The organism is Rhizobium sp. P1_E6 (assembly GCF_056405875.1).
Genome location: NZ_JBFUBG010000027.1, coordinates 1 through 15397, shown reverse-complemented (window position 1 = coordinate 15397; position 15397 = coordinate 1). Strand labels below are relative to the sequence as shown.

The following is a 15397-nucleotide window of genomic DNA, read 5'->3' as shown; positions in this document are numbered from 1 at the left end:
GTATACATGCATTCCAGATGCATGATTATGGAGTGGCGCGATGGACGCGACCAAGTTGGAAGAAAGCCAGATTCTGCCGGTGCTGGAACGGTTCTACGAGAAAGTCCGGGGCGATTCGCTGCTTGGTCCGATTTTCGTCGTGGTGACGGATTGGCCGGAGCATTTGCAGCGACTGACCGAATTCTGGTCTTCGCTGATGCTCACGACTGGCAAATACAAGGGCAATCCGGTCGCGATGCACCTGATCCATGCGGACAGGATAGAGCCCCCAATGTTTGAACGCTGGCTTGCGCTATGGCGCGAGACGACGGACGAGATGCTGCCACTCGCGGTCGCTCAGGAAATGCAGATCAAGGCAGGGCGAATAGCTTCGCGGCTGAACCTGGCCCTGACAGGGGAGATGCTTGAGCTGCGGGCCGAAAAACCCGCGCGGACGGTATTGAAGCCATACAAGACGACAAAGATCTTCGACGAAACCACTGTGCCAACGGCACTTCTCGAAAGCCATCGGGTCAAATCCGGCGCCTGGGCACTCATCCGCGTTTTGACGGGCAGCATGCGCCTGGTGACAGGGCGGACGGTGAGCCCATTAAATCCCGATCGCATCGGCCGGGTCCTGCCGGAAGTGGAGCATCACCTTGAGCTCCATGGCCCGGTTCAATTCCAGATCGAATTCTTCGATCGCGATCCTCTCCACGTTAATAGCATTGAAAGGAAAGAACATGCCTAAACCACTTTCAGCACGCACCATCGAACTGGTGAAGCAGAGCGCTCCGGCGGTTGCCGTTCATGCGAGTGACATAACGAAGACAATGTACGGGCTGCTCTTCAAGGACGAGCATATCAAGGCGCTCTTCAATCAGGCCAATCACGGTGAGAACGGCTCTCAGGTACACGCGCTGGCGGCGGCAATCGTCGGTTATGCCCAGAACATCGATAACCTCGCGCCTCTTTTGCCCGTCATCGAAAGGATCGCGCATAAGCACATCGGTTTTCATATCCTCTCCGAACATTATCCTCACGTCGCCAAATCGCTGCTGGCGGCAATCCGCGAGGTATTGGGTGAGGCGGTATCCGAGGAACTGATCAATGCCTGGGGAGAAGCATACTGGTACCTTGCCGACACCCTGATCGAAAGAGAGGAACAGATACGAGCCGAGCTTGAAATGCGGGCAGGGGGCTGGAACGGCTGGCGCGAATTCAGGGTTGACGAAAAAATCAAGGAAAGCGATGTGGTGACATCGTTCGTCTTGCGTCCGGTCGACGGCAAAGGCGTTGCGCTTCATCGAGCCGGCCAGTATCTGACCTTCGATCTCAGCCTGCCCGATGGCAGCCAGATGAAGCGGAACTATTCGATCTCGTCCGGACCAAATCAGGACTTCTATCGCATCTCGGTCAAGCGGGAAGAGAACGGCAAGGGCGCCTCGCGCTATCTGCACGATCACGTCGAGGTCGGAACGGTGTTGAAGGTCACGCCGCCCGCCGGAGACTTCTACCTGCCTGAAGAGCCGACCAGCGAAATGATTCTGCTTTCAGGCGGCGTGGGCCTCACGCCGATGGTCAGCATGCTGGAAGCAATCGCAGCCGATTATCCTGACGTCGAAGCCCATTTCGTTCACGGAGCAATGAACAGCTCGACGCATGCGATGGACAAGCATGTCCGTTCGCTTGCCCAGCGGCACGGCCGGGTATCGGTAAGCACCTTCTACAGCGAGCCCGCCGCCAGAGATGTTGCCGGCTTTTCTCATGACGAGGATGGCTTCATCACCGGAGGGTGGTTGGAAGCAAACACGCCGATCGAAACGGCAAATTTCTATATTTGCGGCCCGAAACCATTCTTGCGGTCGGTGGTCAGTGATCTGCGCACGCTTGGCGTTTCCAGTGACCGAATCCATTATGAATTCTTCGGCCCGGCGGATGAATTGCTGGCGGCCTGAAAGCGTCCGGCGGATAGTCTTAATCCACAGCACGAACAGATAATCGACCAGGCGGAGCCACCATGGCACCGCCTGGTCGATTGCATTTTCAGAGACGGCGATGGAAGCGTCGGCATAGCGTTAAGGGACTGATTTTATCCGGCCAATGGTTCGATTAATCGCCCGTTCATTTTGCCGCCGCTATTGACCACTATCCGCCATTTCGAACAATCCAATTTTGAATGTAAACTCCCGCTCAAAGCAATGAAAATGCCCAATTCGAAACGCTCGTGCCCCTTCTCGCATCCAGTTCCGCAAGAATGCATCGGCCGGACACGAACCCAGTAGAAGAGAAAACGCTATGTCCTCTCAAAATATTACGGGCGCTTCGGGCGCGAATGTTCATGCAACCGCCGCTGATCCCGATTTCGGCATCCGCGCCGCTCTCCTGTCGAATKATCAGCTGAGGGTAAAGGCGGCGCAGTTTGCGGAAAGCCGCGCGCTTGATGTGACGAGTTTCAAGAATTTCGACTTCTTCCAGCGGCACCGGGAGAACGAAGGCGAGATTCTGAGGGCCTATCGCGCTGCTGCAAAGGATGTCGATGCGGGAGAAAGCATCACGCCGGCGACCGAATGGCTGCTCGACAACCACTACATCGTCGAGGAAGCCATCCAGGAAGTCCGCCGTGACTTTCCGAAAAAATTCTATCGCGAATTGCGCAAGATCAAGCTCGACGGAACGGAAGTGCCGCGCACGCTGGCGCTTGCCTGGCTCTACATGGCGCATGCGCATAGCAATATCAGCAATGCCGGCATGGCGGCGGTCACGGAAGGCTTCCAGGACAATGAGACGCTACGCATCGGCGAACTCTGGGCGCTGCCCTCGCTCGTCCGCTACGTGCTGATCGACAATCTTCGCCATGTTGCGACGCGCGTCGACAAGAGTCGTGAAATGCGCACCAGCGCCAATGCAGCCGCGACCCAGGCGATAGCGCTCGGTGATGCAGGGTCCGCCGGCTTCCTGGAGACCCTTGTCGCCAATCTCGACGATACGACCTTCGTCACCCAGCTACATTATCGCCTGCGCAACGCGCTGGAGCCAACCGAAGCTGCGCTCAGCTGGCTCGAGGCGAAACTCGCGGCAAAGGGGACCGATGCCGAAGCGGTGATGTCGGCCGAGCAGGTGCGTCTTGGCGCGGCCAACACGCTGATGGGCAGCATCATCAAGAGCCTGCGCGAGATCAACGATACCGACTGGTCCGAATGGGTCGAAGAAGTCAGCACGATCGACAAGTTGCTCTGGCAGCAGACGGATTATGCCGAGCTTGATTCCGGATCCCGCAACAGCTATCGCCGCCAGATCGAGAAGCTTGCCAAGCGCTCCGACAAGACGGAAATGGATATTGCCGAGGCGGCCGTGCGTCTGGCCGATCGCGCGAAAGCAGAAAGCCAGGATCCCTCCTCTTCGGCGGGCAATGTCGGCTATTATTTCGTCGGCAACGGGCGACGGGCGCTGGAGGCCGAGATCGGTTTCCGGCCAACGCTTGGCCTGCGCTTCATGCGCGCGATCCGCAAGCTGAACTGGCTGGCGATCGCCGTGCCGGTTCTGCTGCTGACGCTGCTGGCGCTGGTCATCACCGATGCGATTTTCGTCGATGCCGGCATGCCGCTTTTTGCGATGATCGTTCTGCTGCTGATGTTTGCGCTTCCGGCATCCGAAGGCGCGACAGGTCTCTTCAACTTCTTCGCTACCTTCTTCATCACGCCCGATCGTCTGGTCGGTTACGAATTCAAGAAGGGCCTGCCGGCGGACGCTCGCACACTTGTCACCATCCCCTGCCTGATCGGCAAGCGCGAGCATGTCGATGAACTCGTCCGCAATCTCGAGGTCCATTATCTCGCCAATGCCCGCGGCGAGATCTATTACGCGCTTTTGAGCGACTGGCCGGACGCGCAGGAGGAGCAGAGCGACCGCGATCTCGAAGTGCTCGACTATGCGCTGAGCAAGATTGCCAATCTGGAGGCACGTTATGCCGAGGAGAGCAAGCAGCGCTTCTATCTGCTGCATCGTCGCCGTCAATATAATCCGGGCGAAGGCGCCTGGATGGGCTGGGAGCGAAAGCGCGGCAAGCTGCACGAGCTCAACATGCTGTTGCGCGGCGCACCGAACACGAGCTTCCTGCCCGGTGCCGATCGCGTGCCGCAGGATGTGAAATATGTCATGACGCTTGACAGCGACACGCGGGTCGTCCGTGACACCGTGACCAAGCTTGTCGGCAAACTGCATCACCCGATCAATCGCCCGGTATTCGACGCCAAGAAGCAACGTGTCGTCGATGGCTACGGCGTGCTTCAGCCCCGCGTGACGCCGTCGCTCACGACAGGCAAGGATGCTTCGACCTTCCAGCGCGTCTTCTCTGTCAATCGCGGCCTAGACCCCTATGTTTTTGCCGTCTCCGACGTCTATCAGGACATCACCGGCGAAGGCACCTTCACCGGCAAAGGTCTCTATCACGTCGATGCCTTCGAAGCGTCGCTCAAGGGCCGAATCAAGGAAAACTCGGTTCTCAGCCATGACCTGCTCGAAGGTTCGATGGCGCGCTGCGCACTGGTAACAGACTGCGAGCTCGTCGAGGACTTTCCGATCCGCTACGAAGTGGAAGTCTCGCGTCAGCATCGCTGGGCGCGGGGCGACTGGCAGCTTCTGCCCTACATCTTTGATGACCGCCGCGGCGTCACTGCGCTCGGCGGCTGGAAGATGTTCGACAATCTACGCCGGTCGCTGACGCCGATCGCCTGGTTCCTGGCATCCGTGATGGGCTGGTACTGGATGGACCCGCTCGGCGCACTCATCTGGCAGATCCTGCTGATCTTCAGCCTGTTCGTTGCGCCGACCTTGTCGCTGATCAACGGCATCATCCCGCGCACGAGCGACATCATTCTTCAGGCCCATCTGCATACCGTCTGGAAAGATATCGAGAATGCCAACGCCCAGGTGGCGATGCGCATCGTCTTCATCGCCGACACTGCCTGCGTCATGGCCGACGCCATCATCCGCTCGCTCTACCGCCTCTTCGTCAGCCGCAAGTTGATGCTGCAGTGGCGCACTGCCGCAAGTGCGCAGGCTATGGCGCAGACGACGATCCTCGGTCATTACAAGGTCATGTGGCGGGCACCGGTGCTGGCCATTCTGGCGCTGCTCTTTACCATTTCCTCAGGCGACAGCGCTTGGGTGGTCGGCCTTCCCTTCGTCATCCTCTGGGTCCTGTCGCCGGCCATCGCCTGGACGGTCAGCCAGACGGCAGAAACCGAAGACAGGCTCGATGTGCCTGACAATGTCCGCAACGAGCTTCGCAAGATCGCAAGGCGCACCTGGCGCTATTTCGATCACTTCGTGGTTCCCGGCCAGCACTACTTGCCGCCTGACAATGTCCAGCAGACGCCGCATGCCGTTGTCGCCATGCGCACCTCGCCGACCAATATCGGCGTCTATCTGCTGTCGGTGATTTCGGCACGCCGTTTCGGCTGGATTTCCTTTGAAGATGCGATCAAGCGCATCGAGCAGACGATCGAGACAGTCGACAGGCTCGAGAAGTATCGCGGCCATCTCTTCAACTGGTACCACACCGATACGCTGAAGCCGCTCGGCCGCCGATATGTGTCATCAGTCGACAGTGGCAATTTTGCCGGTCATCTGATTGCCGTATCGTCGGCATGCCGGATCTGGGCCCAGTCTCCCCTTACACAGGTTCACACCGACCTCGATGGCATCGGCGATGTCGCGGCCATTCTTCGCGAGGTGCTCGGTGATCTCAGGGAAGAGAATAAATCGGTCCGCTCTCTCCACGATCGGCTTGATGGCCGGATCGCCGATCTCGAGACGGCGGTTTCCACAGGCAAGCGGGAGAAAGAATTCTCCTCGGGCCTGATTGAGCGATTTGCCGGACAGGCGCGGGAAATCCGCGAACTTGCCGGCAGCCTCGACCGAGAGGTGAAGACAGCGCAAAGCGACGAGATCGTCCACTGGGCCGAAAAGCTCGTGGAAACCTGCGAGCTTCATCTGACCGACAAGGCCTTCGATCCCTCGCAGGTGCATGCCATCAGCGAGAGGCTGATCCGCGTCGGCAGTCGCGCCCGCGAGATCGCTTTCGACATGGACTTCGGCTTCCTCTACCGCCCCGAGCGCCGGCTGCTGTCGATCGGCTTCCGCGTGGAGACGGAAGAAGTCGATGCGGCGTGCTATGACCTGCTTGCCTCGGAGGCACGTCTGACCAGCCTGTTTTCCGTCGCCAAGGGCGACCTGCCGACAGAGCATTGGTACAAGCTCGGCCGCCATGTCGTCCCGGTCGGTCCGCGCGGCGCTCTGGTTTCCTGGTCCGGTTCGATGTTCGAATATCTGATGCCGCCACTCGTCATGCAGGAGCGCAGCGGAGGCATCCTCAACCAGACCAATAATCTGATCGTTCTCGAGCAGATGAACTATGCCCGCAGCCTCGGCACGCCCTGGGGCATTTCGGAAGCGGCCTTCAACGCCCGCGACCACCAGATGAACTATCTGTACAGCAATTTCGGCGTCCCGACGCTTGGCCTGAAGCGTGGCCTCGGCCAGAACGCCGTCATCGCGCCCTATGCCTCGTTGCTGGCAAGCCAGTACAACCCGGTCGCCGCCCTCGAAAACCTCAACAGGCTGCGGACCCTTGGTGCGCTCGGCATGTACGGTTTCCATGATGCCGTCGATTTCACGCCGAGCCGTGTGCCCGAAGGCAAGCAGTGCTCCGTGGTCTACAACTACTATGCGCACCATCACGGCATGTCGATCGCTGCCGTCGCCAACGTCGCTTTCGACGGCATGCTGCGCGAACTCTTCCACGCCGATCCTGTGATCGAGGCAGCCGAATTGCTGCTGCAGGAAAAGGCGCCTCGTGACATTCCAGTTATGGCGGCCAAGCACGAAACCGATGCGCCGGCGACCATCCAGGGCGATCTCATGCGTCCGGAAGTGCGACGCCTGGAAGATCCGGCATCGCGCGAGCGCGAATTGCTGCTGCTGTCCAACGGCCGTTATTCGACCATGCTGACGGCGACCGGCTCCGGCTACAGCCGCTGGAAAAACCTCTCCGTCAACCGGTGGCGGGCTGACCCGACCGAAGACCGCTGGGGCTCCTTCATCTTCCTGCGGGATACAGAATCCAACGAATGGTGGTCTGCGACGGCCGAGCCGCGCTCGATTGCCAACGAGCATGTCCGCGTCAGCTTCAGCGACGACAAGGCGGAATTCATCAAGACCGTCGGCGAGTTGACAAGCGAGATGGAAGTCTTCGTCGCCAGCGATCACGATGCGGAAGGCCGCCGCCTGACGATAACCAATACTGGCACAGAAGACCGCGTCATCGAAGTGACCTCCTATATGGAGCCGGTCGCGACACTCGATGTCGTCGATACAGGACACCCGGTCTTTGCCCGTATGTTCCTGAAGACGGAGATTGCCGCTGCCGGTGACGCAATCTTCGTGGAACGCCAGAAGCGCGGCCTGACCGATCCCGATGTCGCCATCGCGCAGCTCATCGTCGATACGTCTGGTGAGAACGGCCAGACGCAATACGAAACCGACCGCATGCGCTTCCTCGGCCGTGGGCGCACCCTGACCGAAGCTGCCGCCTTCGACGCGGACGCCAAGCTGTCAGGCACCGACGGCTTCACCATGGATGCCTGCGTGTCGTTGCGCCGTACGCTACGCGTGCCGGCCGGTGAAAAAGTCAGCGTGACTTTCTGGACCGTTGCGGCTGCTGAACGCTCTGAACTTGAGGCGGCGCTGGAACACTATCGCCAGCCGGAAAGCTTTGCCCAGGGCCTCGTTCAAGCCTGGACGAGAACACAGAGCCAGCTGCGCCAGATCGGCGTCAACTCGAAGGAAGCAGCAGCCTACCAGCGGTTTTCGCGCTATATCATCTATCCCGATATGGCTCTGCGTGCCGACAGCAAGGCGGTTCGCGAAGGTCTGAAGTCCCAGTCTGTGCTTTGGGGCGCGACCCTGTCCGGCGATGCGCCGCTGATGACGCTGCGCATCACTGATGAGCTCGGTACCGATCTCGTCAAGGAGTTGCTGCGGGCACAGGGTCTCCTGCAGTCGCGCGGCGTCGAAGTCGATCTCGTTATCTTCAACGAGCGCGCCGGCGAGGCGGCCTCTGAGATGCAGCGCACGATCGACCAGCTCTGCGATGCGGCGCGTCACGCCAGCGAAATCGCCGGTATCCAGCGCAACATCTATGTGCTGCGCAAGGATCTGACGACGCCCGAAGCCTATGACGCCATCATCGCCGCCTCGCGCGTCGTTCTGCGCGGGCGCGACGGCAGCCTCATCGACCAGTTGCAGCGGGCCCGCTCCGTTGCCGGTTCGCCCGCACTGCTCGGTCAGTGGGGTGATTCCACCCTCGTGCCGAGGACGCTCCGCGGCGTAGCCTCGCCAGAACCGGCTGACGGCGGCGATCTTGCGTTCTGGAACGGCTATGGCGGCTTTGCAGCCGATGGCAGCGAATATGTCGTACGCCTGTCGGGCGGCGAGCAGACGCCGCATCCGTGGGTCAACATCATGGCCAATGACAGCTTCGGCTTCCATGTCTCGGCGGAAGGTTCTGCCTTCACCTGGAGCCAGAACTCCCGCGACCATCAGCTGACCCCGTGGACGAACGATATGGTCGCCAACAGACCGGGCGAGGCCTTCTATCTGAGGGATCTCGATCGTGGCTCTGTCATCGTGCCCTATGCGTCGCTCGCTCAGCGGTCCGACACGCGCTTCGAAGCCCGCCATGGCCTTGGCTACTCGGTCTTTTCGACGGTTCAGGACGAAATCGCCCTGGAGGTCACGCAGACCCTGCATATGGAGAAGTCGGTCAAGCTGACGCAGCTGCGCATCCGCAACGATGCGAGCGAGGCACGCAAGCTGCGCCTTTATGGCTACGCGGAATGGATCCTCGGCAACAACCCGACGAAGAGCAAACCGTTCATCATCTCCAGCTTCGACAGCGCGAGTGGGTCGGTCTTCGCGAGCAATCCGTTCAGCGTAAGCTTCGGGACGCGTGTCGCGGCATTTGCTGCAAGCGAAACGCCATCGAGCGTTTCTACCAGCCGCCGCGAATTCATCGGTCGCCATGGAACGATCCAGCAGCCACGCACCGTCTCGGCGGGCTCGCGGCTCTCCAACGCCATGGATCTCGACGGGGATCCGGCAGCCGCCATGGCGTTCGATCTGACGATCCAGCCAGGCGAAGTGCGCGATATCTGCTTCTATATGGGTGATGCTGCCTCACAGGAGGAAGCGGCAGCGCTGATTGCCGAAATCCGCTCCGTGAGCTTTGAAGACGTTCTCAGCCAGACCCGCAATTTCTGGAAGAGCTTCACCGGCAAGACGCGCGTTTCGACGCCGGACCAGCGGCTCGACTTCATGGTCAACAGCTGGCTGCCTTATCAGACCTATAGCTGCCGCATCATGGCCCGCACCGCCTTCTACCAGTCGAGCGGCGCCTGGAACCTGCGCGACCAGCTGCAGGATTCGCTGGCTTTCCTGCTGCACTCGCCGGACATTGCTCGCAAGCAGATCCTCAATACCGGCCGTCGCCAGTTTCCGGAAGGAGACTTTCAGCACTGGTGGCTGGCAGACAGCGGCGCCGGCGTTCGCACGAACATCTCCGACGATCCGGTCTGGCTCGCTTATGCGGTCGATCAGTATTGCTCGGCGACCGGCGATAGCGCGATCATGGACGAGATGCTGCCCTTCGTTGAAGGCGCGCAGCTCAGCCCCGGCCAGTACGACGCCTTCCTTCAGCCGCGCGTTTCGGATGAGAGCGCATCGCTCTACGAGCATGCCGCTCTTGGCCTCGATCTCGCGATCAAGCGCACCGGCGTCAATGGCCTGCCGCTGATGATGAGCGGTGACTGGTGCGATAAGATGGACCGCGTCGGCATGGCCGGCCGCGGGGAGAGCGTCTGGCTCGGATGGTTCCTGGCTGGTGCGCTACGCCAGTTCATCTCCTATGCCGAAACCCGTGGTGATACCCAGCGTGTCGGCCTCTGGACGGCGCATCTGGAAAAGCTCAAGGCCGCAATCGAAACGGCCGGCTGGGACGGTGAATATTATCGTCGCGGCTATTACGACAACGGCGCGCCGCTCGGCTCCAGCCAGTCGGAAGAGGACAAGATCGACTCGATCGCCCAGTCCTGGAGCGTGCTGTCAGGCGAGGGGAACCCCGAGCGCAGCGAAATGGCGATGAAGGCCGTGCTCGACAAGCTCGTCGATGAAGAAGGCAAGTTCATTCGTCTGCTGACACCGCCCTTCGTCAAGCCTGTCAACGACCCCGGGGTCATCAAAGCCTACCCGCCCGGCGTGCGCGAAAACGGCGGCCAATACACCCATGCTGCCACCTGGGCGGTCCTTGCTCTCGCCCGCATGGGCCGCGCCGAAGACGCATGGCGTGCCTTCGAGATGCTGAACCCGATCAATCATTCGCTCGATAAATCGTCTGCGGATGTTTATCGGATCGAGCCTTATGTGGTCGCCGGCGACGTCTATGGTGAAGGCGCCCTCAAGGGCCGCGGCGGCTGGAGCTGGTATACTGGCTCGGCCGGCTGGCTCTACCGTGTGGCAATCGAGGGCATCCTCGGCATACGCTCGGAGAATGGCCGGCTGCAGGTCAAGCCGGCCTTGCCGCCCGGATGGGACGGCTTCTCCGCCGAGCTCGATCTGCCGAGTGGAAAATATCAGGTTTCCGTTTCGAAGGTGGACGCGGATCGCTGCTCCGTGACGATCAACGGCACCGCGCTTGATGATCTGAATGAGGGATATCTGCTGGAAGCCAAATGATAACGCTGCGGGGGCAGATTGACTGGTGTCACTGCCCCCGGCGATTGCGCGCGACCGCGCCGTTCAATCCGTTGGCAGAGTGAAGACAGCGCAGGGTTCGGCAATGCCGCGCAACCGGTGCTCACCCAAGGGGATCAGTTGCGTGGGGATCTCCGCAGCGAGCGCGCCTGATATCAGCACACGGTGGCCGAGGGACTTGCACAACCCCTCCAGCCGGCTCACCAGATTGACGGCGGGGCCGATGGCGGTGAAATCCAGTCGGTCGGCCGCACCGACATTGCCCCAGAGCATCTCGCCGAAATGCAGCGCCACGCCGAACGGAAGTGGTGGCAGGCCTTGCGCTTGGCGCGAGGTATCAAGATGGGCCATGCCGGCACGGGCGGCCGCGACGGCGCGTAACGACGCTTCGCAGGCCTCACCAGGCGTGCCGGTAACGGGAAAGATTGCCAGGACACCGTCACCTATGAACTTCAGCACCTCGCCCCCGAAAGCGTGGACTGCGCCTGCAATCCGATCGAACCAGGCATCAAGGGTGGCGATCATGAGAGAGGGTTCCGTTGCTTCAGAGAGGGCTGTGAAATCGCGTAGATCAGCGCAGAGCAAAGCGGCGCGGATGGTTTCGCCACTGCTGCGGCCGAGCGCGCCGGCCTGCACCTGTGCGGCGCTTCGTCGACCGAGATAGGCCTCCAGCAGGGTTGTCAGCGCCGTTCGTGCGGTCAGAGCTGCCAGGGGTGCCGCCGCAAAGCGGGCGGCCTGGTTTAACCGATCCGCCTCGGTCGGATCGAACAAACGGGATCCGGCCCAGCCCAATATCGGGCTGTCGGAGTCTCGGCCGATCCTTCCTTCATGTATTGGCCCAAGTCCGGCAAGCCAGTCGCCCGCAGCCTTGTTGAGTGKGCCGCCGGCAAAATCGAGCGCCTCGATGACGGCGCCGGTTTCTGCCCGCCACAACCAGGTGCGGCGCGCAATGATCGGATGCGGAACGGCAAGAGTGAGGGCGCCGCCCACAAGGGGCAGACCGTCGGCAAGCAACTGGGGACCAAGCTCGGCTATGAAGTGTTCGGGGCCGGACGAGCCGCTAGCCTCATCGATCAGCCAGGCAATGTGGGCGGGCAAATCCATTCCTCGATCATGCCATAGCGCTTACCTGATGTCAGCCGGGCAGCTGTTGCAGCACGCCGGCCCGTTTTTTATACGGCAAGACATCGCCCTCCGCATGAATTCAGCTTGTCTTTCAAATGAGAAGCTTGGTCATTTCCTGCCATGAAAAGCATCGGGTCCCGGGTCGCGTCCGGCCGCCACGGTGCTCAGCCGGCCAAGGTAGTGAGCCCAACCCTCGGCATGGCCGGCGCATTGCTCGACATTGGGCAAACCAGTGTGCGTCAGACGCAGGAGCGTTCCATCAGGCTGTTCGATCAGATCGATCTCCACCAGGCTGGAGCCCGGCGGCACCACCTCGCTACCATCCCAGCCGAAGCTGTAAGCCAGACGATGAACCGGAACCACTTCGCGAAAAGAGCCGCGAGCGAAACGTGCACCAGTGACGTTGACGAGGTAGAGCCCTCCAGGCTGCGGCTCGATCTCCGCCTCTGTTCCCATCCAGCGGAGGATCTTTTCCGGATCCGTCAGCAGGGCGAACACTGCAGCAGGCGGCGCAGAAAGATGCGTTTCGCGGCGAACGACGAGGGCCTCTTGCATCGCTTTCTCCCAAGTTTGATCTGCACCGACCGAGGGCAGGACGCGGTATCCCGCATTATTTTAGGAAGATGATCGCTCGCAGCAAGGGTGTCATGCGTTGCCAGCGTTTGAATTGTGGAAGGCGCCCATCCTGAGAATCGATGTGGAGGCGGCGGCAGAGCTCATATGTACCTGCCGCCTGCTCTACTACGGATTTGCCTTCAGGAAGGCGATAAGGTCGTCGATTTCGAAACTCCAGAGTCCCCAGAAACGCATCTTTGTATCAGGGATTTTTCTGCTCGGACTTGCCAGAAATTCTGCAAGTTCATGCTCGCTCCACACAAGGCCGTCTTGGCCGGCTGTCTTCAGCGCGGGAGAGTAGGCATAGTCGTCTTTGATAGCTGCCCGCCGTCCCACGACACCCTTCAGAGACGGGCCGAATGTACTTCTGGTGTCATCGATAGTGTGACATGAAGAACAGGCCCGGAAAATTCTCGCACCACGATCCGCATCCGCCGCGAAACAGTTGCCCGTAACTGAAGCTGCCGTGATTGCCCATGCGATTGTCCTCAACATCGCGCTAACCTTGCGCGTCCATCTTCGTGAGCTTGAAAAAGAACCGCTTTTCGTCGTCGCGCAAGCACATCATCCCAGCCAGCGTATTTTCGTCCACCCGTCTGAAGTGGTCGACGATCGGCTGCTCGTCGTAGACCATTGCGGCGCTTGCGATCTGCTCGAATGCCCGAACCTCCAGCGCGGCTGTCGTGCCTCGCGCGCGGAGCGCCTTCTGAAAAGACGAAAACATGGTCCGGGCGAGGGCGGTCCGTCCGAATGGTGCCAGCTTGGTCGCGAGCCCGATAGGGGCGAAGCGCGGGTCCATGGCCACGAGCCGTCCCGGATGCCACTGAAAGAGTAGCGCGTCGGCCCGCATGTCGGGATGAAAACGTTTGCCGAACCATCGCAGGTTTTCGAGGACTCCATCGAGCGGATGCCCCGTTGGAATGCCGACGCCTCGCCATAACCCAACCATCTCGACGGGTTTGACGGGCGCCAGCGACCGGAACCAGACCGTCATATCTTTCTGCAGGTCCGCTTGCACGGGCTCACCTTTTCCCACAATCACATCAGGAAAGAAGTAGCGATTGCCAACGAAGATTCCGAGACCTGATTGGATGTCTCTGAGCGAAACCTTCAAATTCGATGCTGGATATCTGCTCTTATCTGGCGGCGCCCGCCTCCACGGGGAGGCCGCCAGGAGATCGTCGCTACCATGCCAGGACGCGAGATAACGGCAGATCGTGTTGGATTCCCACAAGATGCCATCATCGCTTTCGATAACCGGCACCAGGCCATTCGAGTTGAGCGCGCGAAATTCCGGCGTCCGGGTGGAAGCAAACCCTGTCCCCAATCCTCCTGCACTTAATCCATGCCGATCTCTTCGCAGGTCCAAAGCACCTTGCGAACATTGATGGACGATTGCCTGCCAAGAACTCGAAGGACACTCAGGATCTGCTCCAATCCAATTGGGTCATGGGTATCGAACGTTACGTCAAGCTGCAGCAGCAAACATATGCCGGCGATAACAAACCTGGTTACCTGCGCTTGTTCGGGAAGCTATTGTAGGCCTCGTATATCATAATAAAATCAGGAGATTACATGGTTTTGTTGCAGTTCTTGGAGAGGCCAATCCAAGTCGACCAACGTTGGAATAGCCGTCCAGCAGGTGCTGGACGGCTGATAGTAATGAAAAGAGCCGTCATGGCTTCAATATAGACTGGATCAATAATCACATTTCAACGAATTCAGTCTGACTGACGGCGCTTGCGCCAAACTTTTCGCGACGCAAAATAAGTATGACAATTTGGCATTCTCGACGCAGCCCGCGGTTGGCTGGCAACCTGTCAGCTCGTGCGTCGAAGTAATCAAGTTAGAGGCTAAAAGCCGAAAATTTTAGTTTCCACCCGATTGACCGGATCAGAAATCTTGCGCTAGCTTGATTAAATCAATTTGATTGACTTCAAAAATAAAAACTAAGGGAACGTAAAAATGGGACTGGATAAGAGCGTATTCCGCAGTGTTTCCGCGCGTGCCGGTTGGGCCGCGGCGACCGCCCTTACAGCGGTCGTGGCGTTTGGGGTATCGGCTGCTTCAGCCGCCGAATCCGTGCTGACGATGCATATCGAAGAGCAGACGAGCTGGGTGCAGAACTTCAATCCTTTCGACCTTGCCGGCCGCCGGCAGAGCACCATGGATTTCATCTATGAGCCGCTCGTCATCTTCAACGCGCAGGACGGTGGCAAGCCGGTCTGGCGCCTTGCCACGAACTACAAGTTTTCCGATGACATGAAGTCGATCACCTATGAACTGCGGCCGGGCGTGAAATGGTCAGACGGCCAGCCGCTGACATCAGCCGACGTCAAATACACGATCGATCTGATGCTGAAGAATGCCGCACTCGATACGGTCGGCGTCGGCGAGACCGTGGCCTCCGTCGAGGCGCCGTCGCCGACCGAGGTGGCGATCAAGCTCAAGGCCGTCAATTCCGATTTCCCGGAGACGCTTGCCGATCTCGCCGTCGTGMCTGAGCATATCTGGAAAGATGTTTCCGATCCTGCCGCCTTCAAGAATGAGAAGCCGGTCGGATCCGGCCCGATGACGGATGTGCGCCGCTTTACCCCGCAGGTCTACGAACAGTGCCGCAACCCGAACTATTGGGATGCCGCCTCGCTGCATGTCGATTGCCTGAGGCTGCCGCAGATCTCCGGCAACGATCAGATGCTCGCCATCCTGCCCGAAGGCAACATGGACTGGATCGGCTCCTTCATTCCCGAGATCGACAAGACGTTCGTGGCGCTGGATGCCGACCATAACGGTTACTGGCAGCCGCCGGCCGAAACCGTCGCGTTTCAGATGAATTTCAAGAGCAAGGATGAAGGCAATCTGGAAG

The 15397-nt window shown here is 59.8% G+C and carries 8 protein-coding genes and 1 pseudogene; 4 read left to right on the top strand and 5 right to left on the bottom strand.

Translation table 11 applies throughout. The features are described 5' to 3' along the window. The first annotated feature begins 40 nt into the window (after positions 1-40). From AC1D35_RS15655 to AC1D35_RS15645, 3 genes are all read left to right on the top strand, one after another. Entirely contained in the window at positions 41-730 is a 690-nt protein-coding gene (locus tag AC1D35_RS15655; protein ID WP_477938981.1) for a TehB-like domain-containing protein, read from the top strand. After that, on the top strand, positions 723-1937 hold the full coding sequence (gene hmpA / locus AC1D35_RS15650; RefSeq protein ID WP_477938979.1) for an NO-inducible flavohemoprotein: 1215 nt from the start codon (positions 723-725) through the stop codon (positions 1935-1937). Before AC1D35_RS15655 ends, hmpA begins: the two co-directional genes overlap by 8 nt. A 340-nt stretch (positions 1938-2277) precedes the next feature. Then, positions 2278-10773: a glycoside hydrolase family 94 protein gene (locus AC1D35_RS15645; RefSeq protein ID WP_477938977.1), complete on the top strand. Its 8496-nt coding sequence runs from the start codon at positions 2278-2280 to the stop codon at positions 10771-10773. A gap of 63 nt (positions 10774-10836) precedes the next feature. On the opposite strand, the gene AC1D35_RS15640 is transcribed toward AC1D35_RS15645, so the two are convergent. The 5 genes and pseudogenes from AC1D35_RS15640 to AC1D35_RS15620 form a co-directional block, all read right to left on the bottom strand. Beyond that, positions 10837-11895 carry an adenylate/guanylate cyclase domain-containing protein gene (locus tag AC1D35_RS15640; protein WP_477938975.1) on the bottom strand — a complete coding sequence of 353 codons (1059 nt, stop codon included), beginning with the start codon at positions 11893-11895 and terminating at the stop codon, positions 10837-10839. Positions 11896-12024: 129 nt separating this feature from the next. Next, the gene (locus AC1D35_RS15635) at positions 12025-12471 is read right to left on the bottom strand and encodes an SRPBCC family protein (protein WP_113309532.1); all 447 of its coding nucleotides are present in this window, start codon (positions 12469-12471) and stop codon (positions 12025-12027) included. A gap of 186 nt (positions 12472-12657) precedes the next feature. Further along, positions 12658-13026, bottom strand: coding sequence for a c-type cytochrome (locus AC1D35_RS15630; RefSeq protein WP_113309530.1), 369 nt, complete (start codon positions 13024-13026; stop codon positions 12658-12660). Between the two features lie 4 nt (positions 13027-13030). After that, positions 13031-13525 carry a GXWXG domain-containing protein gene (locus AC1D35_RS15625; protein WP_477939042.1) on the bottom strand — a complete coding sequence of 165 codons (495 nt, stop codon included), beginning with the start codon at positions 13523-13525 and terminating at the stop codon, positions 13031-13033. Positions 13526-13732: 207 nt separating this feature from the next. Continuing rightward, a pseudogene (locus AC1D35_RS15620) lies at positions 13733-13858 on the bottom strand (glutathione S-transferase N-terminal domain-containing protein); the annotation flags it as partial. A gap of 638 nt (positions 13859-14496) precedes the next feature. On the opposite strand from AC1D35_RS15620, the gene AC1D35_RS15615 reads away from it, so the two are divergent. Next, positions 14497-15397 (top strand): ABC transporter substrate-binding protein (locus AC1D35_RS15615; protein ID WP_477938973.1); only part of this gene is annotated, 901 nt, incomplete at its 3' end.